Here is a 14,850-nt window from a genome sequence, read left to right on the forward strand (position 1 = left end):
CGCAGTTCAAGCCATGCCATTCCTGCCATAGGTCAGAAACGCTGGTCGTTCACTCAAGCGTTCATAATAGGCGCGAACGGCAGGAAGCTCGGTGTGTTGCAACGGGGTTTCGTACCAGCGGTTTACCGACAGCCCCATGGGAATATCGGCCAGGGAAAATCGATCGCCTGCTACATAACCGCCGGTCGTTTCCAACCTGCGATTGAGGATGTTGATTTGCCTTTCCCAGTCACGGCAGGACTCTGCAATAGCGTTCAGGTCCTGATGGGTGGGCAGATTACGCACCAAACCCGAGAACGCATAACTCCACGCACGGTTCATTTCTGACGCTTGCCAGTCTATCCACTGGTCAATCCGTGCCCGTTCCCTGGGAGCCGTGGGGTACAAGAATTCGCCGCCGTAGCGGGTCGTCAAATAACGAATAATCGAATTTGATTCCCAGAGCACAAAATCGTCGTCCTTGATCACCGGCACCATTGCGTTTGGGTTCAGCGCCAAAAACTCCACACTGTGGGTTGATTTAAACCCGCTGCCCCAATCTTCTCGTTCAAAAGAAAGCCCCAGCTCGGCGCAGGTCCACAACACTTTCCTAACATTGATCGACGATGCTTTTCCCAATATTTGCAGCATGCTATGCGCTCCGGCCCAGGGTTATTTCGGGGACTGATCCTGAGGATCGGGTGGATTGTTTGAGCGCGGTTGTTCGCCCTGCTGATTAAGTTTTTTAAGGCGCTCGCCGACGTCGCCGACTTCCTGGTTTTTGGGTTCTGCATCGTTATGTTTAATTTTTTTCTTCATGGTAATGCTCTCCTAAATAGATTCAATGACTGCTCGAACGAATCAAGCGCAGCGCTTCATCAACCTGCAACGGTTGCTTCATCCGCTCGGCGAACATGGTGGGGCTCTCAAGGCAGGTTGTCCCCTTTATGAGTCGGCAGGTTTTCTGAGGTTCAGTGCAAATGACCGCGATCAGCCAGCAATTTGCCTGCGTTGGTCGGAGCAATGCCACAAGTCCTGGCGGCGACAACGGCCTGACAATGTGCGGTTTTTTATGAGTGGCGTTGTATTTCCAGGTTGATCTAAAGATGCCGGGTATTCAGTCGATAGATCATTATCTGTCAGTCCGGCAGCCTGCCCCCCGTCCTGCCCACCCTCCGCCCACAATAAACAAAGAGCATACGGCCATGAGCCTTCGAAATTTGTCCATCGCCCGTCGTGCGGGTCTTGGATTCGCGTTGATTTCCCTATTGGTCGCGTTGCTGGGCTGGTTCGCTTTAATCCAAATGTCGACGATTCGTCAAAGTGAAGTGGCAGTCGAAAGCAAGTGGATGCCGAGCATGCGCGTGGTCAACGATGTTCGGGAATTGATGCTGCGAATCCGCACTATCTCCCTGCGCATGGCGTTGGACCCTGATCCGGCCCATATCAACGACTACCGCAGCCAGATGGACGTGCGCAACCAGGACCTGGCGAAAAAACTCGACACCTTCGCCACGTTCATCAGCTCGCCGGAAGAGCGTCAGCTGACGGACCTATTCAAGGTTTCGCTGGCTGATTATCAGCGCGGTATCACCCAGTCGTTCGCCTTGGCTCAGCAAAATAACTCGGCGGCGCTCATCAAGTTGCTGTTGGTCGACATGAAGCAAATCGTTGATGGATCTGGCAAACAGCTCGGCGATTTAAGTGATTTTTACGCTAAAAAGGTCGATAACGAAGGCGTTAACGCCGAAGCGCAATATAGCCACTCACGCAACGTGGTATTGATTTTTGTCGTGGGTGCCGCCTTGGGCACGATCGTCTTGGCATGGCTACTCATCACAAGCATTACCGGTCCGCTGGAGGAAGCGGTGACTGCGGCTGAACACGTGGCCAAAGGCGATTTGACCCAGACCATCAGGATTGTCGGCAAAGATGAAGTCACGCGGTTGTTGCAGGCGCTGGAGCTAATGCAAAACAACTTGCGCACCACCCTGCGGCAGATCGGTAGCTCGGCGATGCAACTGGCGTCGGCCTCTACTGAGCTGAATTCCGTCACCAAAAACAGCACCCGTGGCCTGCAACAGCAGAACGCCGAGATCGAACAGGCTGCTACGGCCGTCAACGAAATGACCTCGGCGGTTGAGGAGGTGGCACGTAACGCGGTGTCGACCGCTGAGGCGTCCACCCAATCCAATAACTCAGCCAAAGCCGGGCAAGCGCGGGTCCTCGATACGGTGCAGGCCATCGAGTCGTTGGCTAGTAACGTCGACAGTACTTCTACACTGGTGCAGAACCTGGCCGACCAGTCCCAAGACATCGGCAAAGTCCTCGATGTTATTCGCTCGATTGCCGAGCAGACCAATCTGCTGGCCTTGAACGCCGCCATCGAAGCCGCCCGTGCCGGTGAATCCGGACGTGGATTCGCGGTAGTGGCCGATGAAGTTCGCGCACTGGCGCACCGCACCCAGCAATCGACCCTGGAAATCGACAAAATGGTCACGGCCATGCGCAGCGGTTCGGCCCAGGCGCTGGAGTCGATGCACACCAGCCGGGAACGTGCCGGTTCGACATTGCAACTGGCACAAGGCGCAGGGGAATCGCTGACTGACATCACCAAGGCGATCAATCAGATTTCCGAACGCAACATGGTGATCGCCAGCGCTGCGGAACAACAGGCACAGGTTGCCCGGGAGGTGGATCGCAACATCGTCAATATTCGCGATTTGTCCGTGCAATCCGCCTCGGGAGCCCAGCAAATCAGCGTTTCCAGTAACGAGCTGTCACGTCTGGCAGCCGAGCTTAATCAAGTGGTAACACGCTTCCGCGTTTGACCGGTGACGCTGGGTGACATTCCTGCGCTTGCACCCGGTAAGCCTGGACACGCATGATCTGGACTTTGCTGACGGTTCCTGCGTCACCACCAGATCCTGTTGTCACGGAGGCAATGTCATCGATGGACGAGCTAAAACACGGTTTCAGCAGTTGGCTGCAGGCCCCGGGGCACGCGGCCTGGTTATCGGCTGAAGGCAATCGCCTGCTGGCGTTCGCCAAGGCGTCGAAACTGCCCCAGGGTTTCGGCAATCTCGACGATCACGGGGGCCTGCCCGATGACGCACGCGCCGAAACCATGAACACAGCGCGCATGACCCACAGTTTTGCCCTGGCGCATATTGCCGGCATTCCAGGCTGTGCCGCGTTGATTGATCATGGGATCGCGGCACTTAGCGGGCCGTTGCGCGACGCCGAGCATGGCGGTTGGTTTGCCACGCCGTTGGCCCAAGGGACCGATGACGGAAAAGCAGCGTACTTGCACGCGTTCGTCGCCCTGGCTGCCAGCTCGGCGGTGGTCGCTGACCGTCCTGGCGCGCGGGAATTACTGGCTGATGCGATTGATGTGCTGGAAACCCGTTTCTGGAGCGTCGAGGAGGGTGCCCTGCGCGAATCATTTGCCCGGGACTGGAGCCACGAAGAAGCCTATCGCGGCGCCAACAGCAATATGCACGGCACCGAAGCCTTCCTGGCATTGGCCGATGTTACCGGCGACAGCAAATGGCTGGATCGCGCGCTGAGTATCGTCGAGCGTGTGATTCATACCCACGCCGCCGCCAACGACTTCCAGGTCGTCGAACATTTCAGCCTGGACTGGCAGGCGTTACCGGACTACAACCAGAACAATCCCGCTGACGGTTTCCGACCGTTCGGCACGACGCCTGGCCATGCTTTTGAGTGGTCGCGGTTGCTGCTGCATCTCGAAGCTGCCCGCCGACAGGCGAAGCTGCCGACACCGCACTGGCTACTTAAAGACGCGAAGTTATTGTTCGCTGGTGCCTGTCTGTATGGCTGGAATGTCGATGGTGCCCCCGGCATTGTTTACACGCTGGACTGGCAAAACCGCCCGGTGGTAAGCCATCGGTTGCACTGGACCCACGCCGAGGCCTGCGCTGCTTCGGCAGCATTGTTACAACGCACCGGCGAAAAGCAGTACGAGGAGTGGTATCGATTGTTTTGGGAATTCAACGAAACCTATTTCATCGATTACCTACACGGCAGTTGGCGCCACGAGCTGAACCCGCAGAACCAACCGAGTGCCGACATCTGGCCCGGTAAACCAGACCTCTATCACGCCTACCAAGCCACGTTACTACCGTTGTTGGCCTTGGCGCCGAGCTTGGCTACGGGCCTGGCCCGGTCACTGTAGGGGACGGTGTTTGCTGTGGGACAGCGCGCATTACCTACAGGGCAGAAACAAGGACTTACGATGATAAAGATTGCAGATTACATCAGCGCATTTTCCGCCTCGGCATTGTCGCGTTGGGCCGACCTGACGCCGTGGGAATTGGTCAGCCGGGCGCCAGAAATTGTCCTTGAACTGCTGACCGGGTTGCCCGCTACGGAATACCAACTCCGCGGCGATGTAGCGGTTCACCAAACCGCCATCGTCGAACCGGGCGCGGTGCTCAAAGGCCCACTGATTATCGGCCCGCATTGTTTCGTCGCCTCAGGAGCTTACCTGCGGGGCGGTTGCTGGGTCGACGAACGCTGCATCTTCGGCCCCGGCGCCGAGCTTAAAACCTCATTTATGTTCAGCGGCAGCAAGCTCGCGCATTTCAACTTCGTCGGGGATTCGATACTCGGCACCGGGGTCAACCTGGAAGCCGGCAGCATCGTGTGCAATTACCGAAACGAGCGCGAAGACAGCCAGGTTCGCGTACGCATTGGCGACTGGTTGCAAGAGACAGGGTGTGACAAGTTTGGTGCTTTGATCGGTGATCAATCACGGGTGGGGGCCAACGCAGTCATCGCGCCGGGTGGGCTGCTGCTCCCAGCCTCCATAGTGCGTCGCGGACAAGTGTTTGATGCCGAGGTGATCTGAACGCTACACGAAACCTGTAGGAGGTCGCCTTCGTCCAGACGCCTCGCTGTCGCGCAGCAAACACACAACCCATAGGATTATTTTTAAGTCAATTTGGCAGGAGCGAACGTGTTCGCGATGGGCTGCGCAGCAGTACACGTTGGTTCCTACACCGAGCCGAGCTACTCATCAATCGCCAGTTCAATCCATGTCGGTGCGTGGTCGCTGGCGTGGGGCAGGTCGCGTACCCAGCGGTCCACACCGGCGTTTTTCAGTCGTGGGGCGAGTTTGGCGTTGAGCAACAAATGGTCAATGCGCAAGCCAGAGTTGGTTTGCCAGTGCTTGCGGAAATAATCCCAAAACGTATAAATGCGTTCATCCGGGTAACGCGCGCGTAAGGCGTCGGTCCAGCCTTGGGCCAGCAGGCGTTGAAAACACTCGCGGCTTTCAGGCTGCAACAGCGCATCCTTCAACCATGACCGGGTGTTGTAAATGTCTTCATCGGTGGGAATCACGTTGTAATCGCCGGCCAGCACCACCGGATGGCCGCTGTCATACATGCCGGCAGCATGCTCAATGAACTTCTCGAACCACGCCAGTTTGTAGTCGAATTTAGGCCCCGGCTGCGGGTTGCCGTTCGGTAAATACAAGCAGCCGATGATTACCCCGTGCACAGCAGCTTCCAAGTAGCGGCTATGGGTGTCGTTTTCATTGCCGGGCAATCCGCGACGAATTTCCAGGGGGTCCATGCCCTTGGCCAGAATCGCCACCCCATTCCACGACGATTGCCCCTGCCAGATCGCGCCGTAACCGGCATCGCGAATGTCCCCTATGGGGAACGCCAGGTCAGTGGCCTTGAGCTCTTGCAGACACACCACATCCGGCGCTTCACGCTCCAGCCATTCCAATAGAATGGGCAACCGAGCGCGAATGCCGTTGATATTGAACGTAGCGATTTTGAGCAAGTTCATGGGGCAGTCTCACAAGGGGTTCTCAACCCTTTGAGGTGAACCCCCGGCAGAGATTCAATGTGTCGAGCTGACCGCCGTGATTTTTTTATCAGCCAGGCGAATAATCTGACGGGCAAAGAAGCCCCCCGTGACGATGACCCCAAACAAACGCAAGGTTTGCGTGGCCAGCACGAAACCGACATCCGAGTGCGTGTCCATGGCAATAATGGCCATGGAATCCAGGCCGCCTGGGCTGGTAGCGAGGTAGACCGAAAGGAAATCCTTATGCATCAGTTCAGCGAGCACCCAGGCCGACAACGCACACAGCGCGATCAGCAACACTGATCCCAAAATCATGGCGGGCAAACGCCGCCACACATACAACACCGCGGGCCGGTCGAAACGCAGTCCGATGTAACAGCCGATGGCGCCGTAGGCAAAAGCCAGCAGCCAGTGGGGCAGGCTGATTTGCAGCAGCCCAGTGAGTTGCAGTGCGCTGCCGATCAGCAGCGGCAGCAGCAACGCCCCGGCCGGAATCTTGCCGCTCAGGCCTACGCCGACCGCGATCGCCAGCACGCTGAGCGCAACGCTGAGTGGGTCAGCCGCTTGTGCAACCGCTGCGCTGGCCTGAGCCGGGGTCACACCACTGTCTGCGCCAATCAAGTGGCTCACCAGGGCGCCGATCATCACGACGCACACCACGCGCACGTATTGCATGGTCGCGACCACCCGCGAGTCGGCGCCGGACTCTTCAGCCATCGCCACCATCGCCGACGCCGCGCCCGGTGAAGTGCCCCACGCCGCAGTGCCGCCATCGAAACCCGCAAAACGCACCAGCATCAAGCCGACGAAGGTGCTCAGTAAAATGGTCAACATCGTTGCGAACAGCATGTAGTGCCAGTCCTGGGCCACTGTCGCCAGCACCGTGATCGTCATGGCATGCGCTACCACCATGCCAACGAACCCTTGGCCGGTGCGAAACGCCTGCTTGTGTATGCGGATAGTCGCGCCGCTGACACCGAACCCGATAGCCACCAGCATTGGCCCCAGAAACAGTGCGGCAGGAATATCAAAGAATTTCAGCAATTGGCCGCAAGCGCCGGCGAGGGCAATCAACGCAAGCCATTGAACGAAGAGGGGTTGGGTATGCAGCGAAAAATGGGACACGCGGGGCACAGAAGTTCTCCAAAGCATCGGTTTTCCTCGTGGAATGTTTACCAACGCAGCGCATGCAGTATCGACAGCGCAATCGATCAAGTCTATTTTCTAATAGTCATGAATCGATAACTTTGGTTGATCAATTATGGATCTGCGGGACCTTACCTATTTCGAGACCATCGCTGAGCTTGGGCACCTTGGCCGGGCAGCGGAAAAACTCAACCGCAGCCAACCGGCGTTGACCAAAAGCATTCAGCGTTTGGAAGCCTCGTTCGGCACCAAACTGTTCCAGCGTGATGGTCGACGAATCAAGCTGACCCCTGTCGGGGAGTTGTTGCAGGCTCGGGGCAAGCTGTTGCAGCAGAGCATCGCCGAGACCCAGCGCGAAGTGCGCGATTTCGCCAGTGGCGTGGTGGGTAATATCCGGCTGGGCTGCGCGGCAACCATGGCCGAGTATTTATTGCCGGAGTTGACAGCGACGCTGCTGCAACGTGCACCGGACATCACCTTGAAACTGGTCATCGGTCAGGATGACTTGCTGCGCGAGCTGCTGCGTTCCGGGCAACTGGACATGATCATCTGCCCGCTAATTAACAGCGATGAACAATTCATCAGCTATCCCGTGCTGGAGGATGAAGCCGTGGTGGTGGCCAGTCACAGCCATCCGGTGTTCGCGACGCCGATTCAGATGAGCGACCTGTGCAGTTACCGATGGATACTGCCGCCCATCGGCGTCTCATCCCGGCAGTGGCTGGACGCAGCCTTTCGTGGGAATCAATTGCCGGTGCCTTCGGTGCAGGTTGAAACGAACTCTATCTCATTGCTGCCGCGGTTGATTGCTCAGACCAATCTGCTGAGTTTTATTGCCCGGGAGACGCTGGAGTTCGGTGCGGGTATGAAGCATCTGCGTGAGGTGCCACTGGCGCACACCACCATGAAACGTACCATCGGCCTTACGCTACGCGTGGGTGGCTATTTATCACCGGCAGCCCAGGCCATGGTGCAAATGTTGCGCGACAGTAACGGGAGCTTTTTCAATGCCAGCTGACGGGGTTAATCTGTATTGGAACCTCAATCAGAGCACCTTCAGCAAGAACAGGAGAAACGCCCGATGAACGTAAATGCGTATGCGAACACCTCGCCGTCACTGTTCCTGTTTGGCGGGGATCAATCGCCGCTGAACGATTCCGACGCAGACGAAGACGATAGCTATGGTGGATATGGCGGCGACGTCGACCTCGATCTGGAGGACCTGAGACTTGAAGAGTTCAGCGACTCGGACAAGCTCGACTCGACCCACGGCGGTGACGTTGGGTCGTCGTCGTTGAGTTGATTGCAGCTGTCTGCGGTTAATCCCGGTAGGAGCCAACTTGTTGGCGATATACGCTGCACATTGGCGCTTCAGGTGTACCGCGTCGCCTGCCTCGCCAACAAGTTGGTTCCTACAGAAAGGTGTGCAGCCACGGCTAAACGCTACCGCCCTGCGCCAAATGCCGCGCCAGTTCAGGCACTGCTTCCTCAGCCGTCGCACTGGCCCCGACCCAGCTGCACGCCAGCATTAAATTACGCGGCAGGCCGAAGTCTTCGACCATAAACCCCTCAGCATCAAGCCCTTGTTGATCATGGGACACCAGCTCGCGCATTGACCCAACCGGCTCAAAATAAGCCCACACCGGTTTGCCCAGCGCCACTGCCACCCCCACTTCAAACGCGGTGCCGGAGTCCGGCTCCAGACCACGAAATACATTCAAATCAGCCAATACCGCAGTGCAGCGCCGGATCATGGCAATGTTCATCGCACAGATCTGTTGCGCGGTGGCTTCGGGTGTTCGGTCTTTGTCGACTTCATTGTCGAACGGGTACAACCCCTCAAGCCCATGCTCCGTGCACAGCGCCTTGAGGTAGCGGCCGTGTTCAATAGCGTCTGGCCTGAACACGCCAAAACCGGCCAGATAGACTTGGGGAGCAGAACATTTTTTCATATGGATACCCTGAGTTTTTAGCCATGCGTCGATTCTAGCTTGCCCGCATGAGCGTGCGCTGGTATCTGTACGGATAACCAGTGCCAAACAAAATCCCTACGTATTTTTTGTGGAAAAGTCTTCTTTGTGAACAGAACGCTGTGAACCCTAGCCCGCTCGACAACCCTTTCTATTACCTGATCAATTTCCGGCACGTACTGGAATGGATCACCGAACGCTATGCCGACGTCCTCGACAGCCGCGAGCGGCGGTTTATCGACGATTTTATGGGCCTGCCGGAAGCCGCTCAGGGGCTTCTGGTGCGCATGGTCATGCGCAAGGGCGCGCTGTTTCGTGCAAGCAAGTTGAGCTATGTGGAAATTGGCGACCCCAGCGCAGCGGTCCAGCCGTTAGTAGAAATGGGCTGGGTCGACCCTCAGCCGTCTGTCAGTCTGGACGAATTGTTCATACTGCTGCGCAAGGCAGAACTCTTCACCTGCTTCAAGGCCCATGGATTAAAAACCGTTGAAAAGAAATTCGACGTGCTGGAAAAACTGCGGGAGTTTTACCCAGAGCCGCAGCCGATTAATCAATGGCACAGCGCGTTGGATGAGCCGATATATGGCCTGACAGTCATGGCACTGTGCGAGCGACTGCGGTTATTGTATTTCGGCAATTTGCATCAGGAGTGGTCTGAATTCGTGCTCGCGGACCTCGGCGTCTATCGCTATGAAAAGGTCGAATTCAGCGTGGATTCCCGGGGCATCAACGAGCGCGCCGACATCGATACTTGTTTACACCTGCACCTGTGTCGACAAGCCCTTGAGCTGCCGATGACCACTGAGACGCTGTCAGCGTTGGTCCAACAAGCGCTTGCGGTCGACACTCGAAATTCCTGGCTGACGATGCGTCGGGCCAAGGTGTTGTACCAGATCGGTCAGCAGGCCGAACGGCTGCAGGATTGGCGGTTGGCCCTGGCGGCGTATGAACAAAGTGCATACCCCGGCGCACGATTGCGGCGGATCCGGGTTCTGGAACGTAGCGCCGACTACACAGCAGCCTTGGCCTTGCTCGAATGTGCGCAAATAGCCGTCGAAAGTGCCGCCGAATCCCAAAGCCTGTTACGCATTTTACCGCGCCTGCAACGCAAGCTGGGCTTGCCAGCAGAGCGTCGACCCAATGCCAGGCGCTTGAGTCGTCTGGACGTCACTGTCAGCCAGGCCATGGACCTGAGCGTTGAGCAAATGATTCAGTTGCACCTGGCCGATGATGCGGCGCCGGTGTATTACGTCGAAAATGCCCTGATTAATTCACTGTTTGGTTTGCTGTGCTGGCCGGCGATTTTTGCTCCGCTGCCAGGGGCGTTTTTTCATCCGTTTCACAGTGCGCCCAGTGACCTGTACAGCCCGGATTTTTATCAGCGTCGAGCGGGATTATTTGACCAGTGCCTGCAACAACTGGACTCCCAGGCCTATCTGGCCACCATTCGCCAGCACTTCCAGATCAAGCAGGGCCTGCAGTCACCGTTCGTGTTTTGGGGCGCGTTGACCGAGGAATTGCTGGAGCAAGCGCTGCATTGCCTGCCTGCTGAGCATTTGCGGCACTGGTTTCGTCGTTTGCTCCTGGACATCAAAGCCAACCGCACCGGTATGCCGGACTTGATCCAGTTCTACCCGGCAGAGCAACGCTATCGGATGATCGAAGTCAAAGGGCCCGGCGACCGCCTGCAGGACAATCAACTGCGCTGGCTGGATTTCTGTGCCGAGCACGATATGCCGGTGGTGGTCTGCTACGTGCAATGGTCGGCAGAGCAGTCAGTCATTTTGCCAGCGGCGTAAGCACGGGGTCTTTCTCGTCGAGCACCATGTACACCAACAGTTTCGCGGGCTGGGTCGCGCTAGCGTTCTTTGATACCTCGTGTTTTGCGCCTGCCGGTTCATACCAGGACTGACCCGGTGTGTAGGTGATTTCCTTGCCGTCATTTACCTTGGAGATGATCGCACCTTCAAGCACGTAGGCAATCGTAGTGCCTGCATGGGAGTGAGGAATGGACTCCTGACCCGGAAGGTAGTCCACGGTCAGCATCAGCACTTTCTTGCCGGGTACGTTGAGCGCTGGGTGTTCTTGCAAAATGGTAATTTTTTCTTGCGTAGCATCGTGGGCAAAAGCGCTCGTTGATAAAGCCAGCGCCAACCCGACGAGTGTCGAAGCGATCACGTTTTGGATATTCATGGTGGTTCTCCTCAAGAATGTCAGTGCCCGACCAAACTAAGCGAGGCCGCGAAGGCAGAACACTCCCAATCCACGGAAAGATCAGTAGGCCAATTGTGTCAACGGCGATCAAAACTGTTGCAGTCGATTCGGCTGACGCCTCGGCAACCCAAAGACCCGGTCCAGCGTAGGACAATTACCCAGCGATCTGCATCAATAACGATTTGACTCGGTCCAGTGCGGGGTCAATGTCCAGGGTTTCGATGGCGCCGAAGCCCATTAAAAGCCCTGGCCTGACCTCATGGGTATGGTAGAACGGGGCCAGCGAATACAGACCGATTTCGACGCTTTTGGCCAGTTCGATCAGCAGCGCAATGTTCACCGGAACCTTGCACAGCAGGGCCATGTGGAACCCGGCAATGGAGGGCACAGCCTCGAACCATGGCGCAAGGTCGCTGTTCACGCGGGCCAGAATACGTTCCCGGCGCCCGGCATAAATCCCGTGACAACGGCGGATGTGCTTGAGCAGATAACCATCGGCAATAAACTTTGCCAGTGCCCACTGTGGCAGGGTCGACGTGTGCCAATCGGTCAGTTGTTTCGCATTGATTACCGCCTCGATGAGCGCGGGTGGGAGCACGGCATAACCCAGGCGCAATTGAGGCAGCAGGGTTTTTGAGAATGTCCCGACATACGCGACGATTCCCCGTTCATCCATGCTCTGCAACGAGTCGGTCGGACGCCCTTCGTAGCGGAAGTCACTGTCATAATCGTCTTCTATGATCACCGCCCCCAGTTGCTGGGCCCGGGCCAACAGCGCTATACGTCGCGCCTGGCTCATGGGCATGCCCAGGGGGAATTGGTGCGACGGCGTGACATAGATCAGCCGCGTACCTTGGGGAATCAGCTCGACACACATACCTTCGCTGTCCACCGGTATGCTGGCCACCTGCGCGCCCTGGGCCGAAAACACCAGGCGCGCGGGGGTGTAACCAGGGTCCTCCATGGCGACGATATTGCCCGGTTGGATCAGCACACGAGCAATCAGATCCAGCGCTTGTTGTGCGCCATTGCATACCACGACGTCTTGATCAACGCAGACCACGCCGCGTGAAAAGGACACATGCTGGGCAATGGCTTCGCGCAGCGCCGGCAAGCCTTCCGGCTGCCCGTAAAAGCCCAGTGAGTTGGCCATCTGGCGCAGGGCGTGTTGGGTGCAGCGACGCCACTCTTCTTCCGGGAATTGATGTTTGCTGGTCGCGCCACCAATGAAATCGCAACGCGAAGTGCCTTCCAGTGAGGGGTGGCGGATGGGAAATTTCAATTCTTGCCAGTGTTGCAGCACTTCCGCGCTGGCGAAATCCGTTCGACTTTGTTTGGGAGGCTTGATTGCGGCGCGAGCATTAACAAACGTGCCGCTGCCGACTTTGCCCACCAGGAAATTTTCATAGGTCAAAACAGAATAGGTCTCGGAAACGGTCTTGCGCGAGATTCCCAGTTGTTCCGCCAGTAGACGGCTGGGGGGCAATTGTGTGCCAGCGGCAAGCCTTCCGGATTCAATCCCTTCGCGAAGTTGTTGATACAGCTGGCTGGCGAGGCCCTTGCGGCCCGTGATGACTACATGAAGTTCCATGCATTGGTTCCTGACGGTTGCTCTGCAGTCGAGCTGGAAATACAAGGAGGGTACTCGTAATCGTCTGGCGGTGAGTTTTCAGGTTGCCCGCGATGGCGCGCGAAGCAGTCAAAGATCCAGCGAACGCCATCGTTCCGCTGCGATCTGCCCGAGAATCAGTCATAGGCCGATGTCGATTTCTGCCCGGTACAAACGACTAAAGGGTATTCGCGGCCCCTGTGAGGTCGCGACTTATCACAGGAGAAACGTATGCAGATGAAGAAAATCAGCCCGTGCTTATGGTTCGCCGACGATGCCGAGCAAGCCGTCGGGTTCTATACCGGCCTCTTCAAGGATTCGCGCATCATCGGTGTCACCTACTACAGCGAGGTTGGATTTGACATGCACCATCGACCTGCCGGCTCGGTAATGTCGATTATTTTCCAGCTGGAAGGGCAGACCTTTACCGCCCTTAATGGTGGGCCGCTGTTTACGTTTACCGAAGCGGTTTCGCTGCAGATCTACTGCAAAACCCAAGCAGAGATCGACCATTACTGGAACGCCCTTACCGAAGGCGGTGACCCCGCCGCGCAGCAATGTGGCTGGTTGAAGGATAAATACGGAGTGTCATGGCAAGTGCTGCCGGAGCTACTGTCGGAAATGATCAATTACAACGATGCCCGCACCACTGACCGGGTCATGGCCGCCATGATGGACATGAAAAAGCTAGATATGGACACGCTCCAGCAAGCGATTGACGGCGGAGCGGCCGGTTGATTGGCTTCTCTCAATCGTCACATAACCATTGAAGTGGAAAATCAAGCTACAGGAGCGCACTTGTTCCGCGATGGATCGCGAAACGGTCCCCCTGATACTAAACGTGTCCGCCTCGCCAGGATGTCGGCCGGGTGGGCTGTGGATTACCCCAACCTCGGAGTAATCCACTCCGGAAAATCACTTACTACCACCGCCACCACCCGCGCCACCGCCTGAGCTGCCGCCCCCATTGCCACCCATACCGTTACCGTTACTCATGCCTCCGCCATTGGAAACGCCCCCCGCGCCGCCATTATTGCCTTTCATGCTGCCGGACTTGTCAGGGTCCATGGCGCCAGAGGTGCCCGAGGTTCCGTTGACGTCGGGAATGGTGCCGTGCTCCATCGAAGCCGGCGTTTTTGGCACGTTGTCGGTGGGATCCGTCGGGCCAGTGGATGAGCTGCTTGCTGCTCCAGCGGCGGTGGAAAGCAGAGCAGTGAACGCCAAAACGGCCAATCTAGTGTTAAGCATGGCTTGAATCTCCAGAGGTTAGGTCGATACAAAACATTGGTCCTTGGCGCCGATAATTAGGTGCCGATAAGCCGACCAACGGTTGAGAGCCCGGTACAGGCAGGCCTACGACTATTTCGCAACATCCAGAATTACTGTCATCAAGCGGAAATATTTAAAGCATTAAATCGTCACGGCTACTCCCTTGTGGGCTAACCACAAAATCCCCTTTCTGAGGTTTCCGTGATGTTGCTGACAAAAACCCGTCTGTCGCTTTTGCTGGCCTCGTTGTGCCTGAGCGGTATGGCACACGCGACTGATGTAACCGGTGCAGGCTCGAGTTTTGTATTCCCGGTAATTTCCAAGTGGTCCCAGGACTACAGCAAATCATCGCCCAATCGCATCAATTACCAGTCAATCGGCTCGGGTGGCGGTATCGCTCAGATCAAGGCAGCAACCGTTGCTTTTGGCGCTTCTGACGCTCCGATGTCTGCAGAAGACCTTCAGGCCGGTGGCCTGGGTCAATTTCCAAGCGTGATCGGCGGCATCGTGCCGGTGTTCAACGTTGAGGGAATTGAAGCTGGCAAGCTCAAGCTTGATGGCGAAACCCTGGCGAAGATTTTCCTGGGCACCGTTAAAACCTGGAACGATCCAGCCATTGTTGCGTTGAACCCAGACCTGAAACTGCCCGCCACCGCGATCACTGTGGTTCACCGTTCGGACGGCTCGGGTACCTCGTACAACTTCACTAACTACTTGTCCAAAGTCAGCCCTGAGTGGAATGAGAAGTTGAAGTTTGGCCCCGCAGTGGCATGGCCAGTCGGTGTAGGTGGCAAGGGTAACGAAGGTGTTGCTGCCTAC

Annotated in this window: 16 protein-coding genes; 8 read left to right on the plus strand and 8 right to left on the minus strand. The window is 56.9% G+C overall.

Going from position 1 to position 14,850, the window contains the following annotated elements; translation table 11 throughout:
• Nucleotides 1-6: 6 nt before the first annotated feature.
• Complete coding sequence (locus JWR17_RS07605; protein WP_299829897.1) at nucleotides 7-630, minus strand: glutathione S-transferase; 624 nt, start codon at nucleotides 628-630, stop codon at nucleotides 7-9.
• A 21-nt stretch (nucleotides 631-651) separates the two neighbouring features.
• Nucleotides 652-798, minus strand: a complete 147-nt coding sequence (locus JWR17_RS07610) for a hypothetical protein (protein ID WP_299829899.1) — start codon at nucleotides 796-798, stop codon at nucleotides 652-654.
• Nucleotides 799-1,184: 386 nt separating this feature from the next.
• Between JWR17_RS07610 and JWR17_RS07615 the strand changes: the two genes are divergently transcribed.
• The 3 genes from JWR17_RS07615 to JWR17_RS07625 all read left to right on the plus strand — a co-directional run bounded on the left by JWR17_RS07615 (nucleotide 1,185) and on the right by JWR17_RS07625 (nucleotide 4,852).
• Nucleotides 1,185-2,810, plus strand: coding sequence for a methyl-accepting chemotaxis protein (locus JWR17_RS07615; RefSeq protein WP_299829901.1), 1,626 nt, complete (start codon nucleotides 1,185-1,187; stop codon nucleotides 2,808-2,810).
• 122 nt (nucleotides 2,811-2,932) lie between these two features.
• Nucleotides 2,933-4,177 (plus strand): AGE family epimerase/isomerase, encoded by a 1,245-nt coding sequence (locus tag JWR17_RS07620; protein ID WP_299829903.1) that lies wholly within the window; start codon nucleotides 2,933-2,935, stop codon nucleotides 4,175-4,177.
• A gap of 60 nt (nucleotides 4,178-4,237) precedes the next feature.
• Nucleotides 4,238-4,852, plus strand: a complete 615-nt coding sequence (locus tag JWR17_RS07625) for an LpxA family transferase (RefSeq protein WP_299829905.1) — start codon at nucleotides 4,238-4,240, stop codon at nucleotides 4,850-4,852.
• Between the two features lie 161 nt (nucleotides 4,853-5,013).
• Here JWR17_RS07625 and JWR17_RS07630 read toward each other — a convergent pair whose 3' ends face one another.
• Entirely contained in the window at nucleotides 5,014-5,802 is a 789-nt protein-coding gene (locus JWR17_RS07630; protein WP_299829907.1) for an exodeoxyribonuclease III, read from the minus strand.
• Nucleotides 5,803-5,856: 54 nt separating this feature from the next.
• Nucleotides 5,857-6,957 carry an AbrB family transcriptional regulator gene (locus JWR17_RS07635; RefSeq protein WP_299829909.1) on the minus strand — a complete coding sequence of 367 codons (1,101 nt, stop codon included), beginning with the start codon at nucleotides 6,955-6,957 and terminating at the stop codon, nucleotides 5,857-5,859.
• Between the two features lie 127 nt (nucleotides 6,958-7,084).
• Here JWR17_RS07635 and JWR17_RS07640 point away from each other — a divergent pair, with 127 nt between their 5' ends.
• Both JWR17_RS07640 and JWR17_RS07645 read left to right on the plus strand, forming a co-directional pair.
• Nucleotides 7,085-7,987, plus strand: coding sequence for a LysR family transcriptional regulator (locus JWR17_RS07640; RefSeq protein WP_299829911.1), 903 nt, complete (start codon nucleotides 7,085-7,087; stop codon nucleotides 7,985-7,987).
• A gap of 63 nt (nucleotides 7,988-8,050) precedes the next feature.
• Entirely contained in the window at nucleotides 8,051-8,272 is a 222-nt protein-coding gene (locus JWR17_RS07645; protein ID WP_299829913.1) for a hypothetical protein, read from the plus strand.
• Between the two features lie 133 nt (nucleotides 8,273-8,405).
• Here JWR17_RS07645 and JWR17_RS07650 read toward each other — a convergent pair whose 3' ends face one another.
• On the minus strand, nucleotides 8,406-8,921 hold the full coding sequence (locus tag JWR17_RS07650; RefSeq protein WP_299829914.1) for a nucleoside 2-deoxyribosyltransferase: 516 nt from the start codon (nucleotides 8,919-8,921) through the stop codon (nucleotides 8,406-8,408).
• A 140-nt stretch (nucleotides 8,922-9,061) separates the two neighbouring features.
• Here JWR17_RS07650 and JWR17_RS07655 point away from each other — a divergent pair, with 140 nt between their 5' ends.
• Complete coding sequence (locus JWR17_RS07655) at nucleotides 9,062-10,738, plus strand: VRR-NUC domain-containing protein (protein WP_299829916.1); 1,677 nt, start codon at nucleotides 9,062-9,064, stop codon at nucleotides 10,736-10,738.
• Here JWR17_RS07655 and JWR17_RS07660 read toward each other — a convergent pair.
• The gene (locus tag JWR17_RS07660; RefSeq protein ID WP_299829918.1) at nucleotides 10,719-11,132 is read right to left on the minus strand and encodes a cupin domain-containing protein; all 414 of its coding nucleotides are present in this window, start codon (nucleotides 11,130-11,132) and stop codon (nucleotides 10,719-10,721) included. The genes JWR17_RS07655 and JWR17_RS07660 overlap by 20 nt on opposite strands.
• Nucleotides 11,133-11,307: 175 nt before the next feature.
• Nucleotides 11,308-12,744: a PLP-dependent aminotransferase family protein gene (locus JWR17_RS07665; RefSeq protein WP_299829920.1), complete on the minus strand. Its 1,437-nt coding sequence runs from the start codon at nucleotides 12,742-12,744 to the stop codon at nucleotides 11,308-11,310.
• A gap of 249 nt (nucleotides 12,745-12,993) precedes the next feature.
• Here JWR17_RS07665 and JWR17_RS07670 point away from each other — a divergent pair, with 249 nt between their 5' ends.
• Nucleotides 12,994-13,500, plus strand: coding sequence for a VOC family protein (locus JWR17_RS07670; RefSeq protein WP_299829922.1), 507 nt, complete (start codon nucleotides 12,994-12,996; stop codon nucleotides 13,498-13,500).
• Nucleotides 13,501-13,677: 177 nt separating this feature from the next.
• On the opposite strand, the gene JWR17_RS07675 is transcribed toward JWR17_RS07670, so the two are convergent.
• Nucleotides 13,678-14,010 (minus strand): hypothetical protein, encoded by a 333-nt coding sequence (locus tag JWR17_RS07675; RefSeq protein ID WP_299829924.1) that lies wholly within the window; start codon nucleotides 14,008-14,010, stop codon nucleotides 13,678-13,680.
• Nucleotides 14,011-14,232: 222 nt separating this feature from the next.
• Between JWR17_RS07675 and pstS the strand changes: the two genes are divergently transcribed.
• A partial coding sequence (gene pstS, locus JWR17_RS07680) for a phosphate ABC transporter substrate-binding protein PstS (protein ID WP_299829926.1) occupies nucleotides 14,233-14,850 on the plus strand: 618 nt, incomplete at its 3' end.

This window comes from Pseudomonas sp. (assembly GCF_028293835.1).
GTDB lineage: Bacteria > Pseudomonadota > Gammaproteobacteria > Pseudomonadales > Pseudomonadaceae > Aquipseudomonas.

Bases quoted from the DNA above. Each gene is read 5' to 3' on its own strand.
- JWR17_RS07605 (WP_299829897.1), bottom strand. From the start codon at position 630: ATGCTGCAAATATTGGGAAAAGCATCGTCGATCAATGTTAGGAAAGTG.
- JWR17_RS07610 (WP_299829899.1), bottom strand. From the start codon at position 798: ATGAAGAAAAAAATTAAACATAACGATGCAGAACCCAAAAACCAGGAA.
- JWR17_RS07615 (WP_299829901.1), top strand. From the start codon at position 1,185: ATGAGCCTTCGAAATTTGTCCATCGCCCGTCGTGCGGGTCTTGGATTC.
- JWR17_RS07620 (WP_299829903.1), top strand. From the start codon at position 2,933: ATGGACGAGCTAAAACACGGTTTCAGCAGTTGGCTGCAGGCCCCGGGG.
- JWR17_RS07625 (WP_299829905.1), top strand. From the start codon at position 4,238: ATGATAAAGATTGCAGATTACATCAGCGCATTTTCCGCCTCGGCATTG.
- JWR17_RS07630 (WP_299829907.1), bottom strand. From the start codon at position 5,802: ATGAACTTGCTCAAAATCGCTACGTTCAATATCAACGGCATTCGCGCT.
- JWR17_RS07640 (WP_299829911.1), top strand. From the start codon at position 7,085: ATGGATCTGCGGGACCTTACCTATTTCGAGACCATCGCTGAGCTTGGG.
- JWR17_RS07645 (WP_299829913.1), top strand. From the start codon at position 8,051: ATGAACGTAAATGCGTATGCGAACACCTCGCCGTCACTGTTCCTGTTT.
- JWR17_RS07650 (WP_299829914.1), bottom strand. From the start codon at position 8,921: ATGAAAAAATGTTCTGCTCCCCAAGTCTATCTGGCCGGTTTTGGCGTG.
- JWR17_RS07660 (WP_299829918.1), bottom strand. From the start codon at position 11,132: ATGAATATCCAAAACGTGATCGCTTCGACACTCGTCGGGTTGGCGCTG.
- JWR17_RS07665 (WP_299829920.1), bottom strand. From the start codon at position 12,744: ATGGAACTTCATGTAGTCATCACGGGCCGCAAGGGCCTCGCCAGCCAG.
- JWR17_RS07670 (WP_299829922.1), top strand. From the start codon at position 12,994: ATGCAGATGAAGAAAATCAGCCCGTGCTTATGGTTCGCCGACGATGCC.
- JWR17_RS07675 (WP_299829924.1), bottom strand. From the start codon at position 14,010: ATGCTTAACACTAGATTGGCCGTTTTGGCGTTCACTGCTCTGCTTTCC.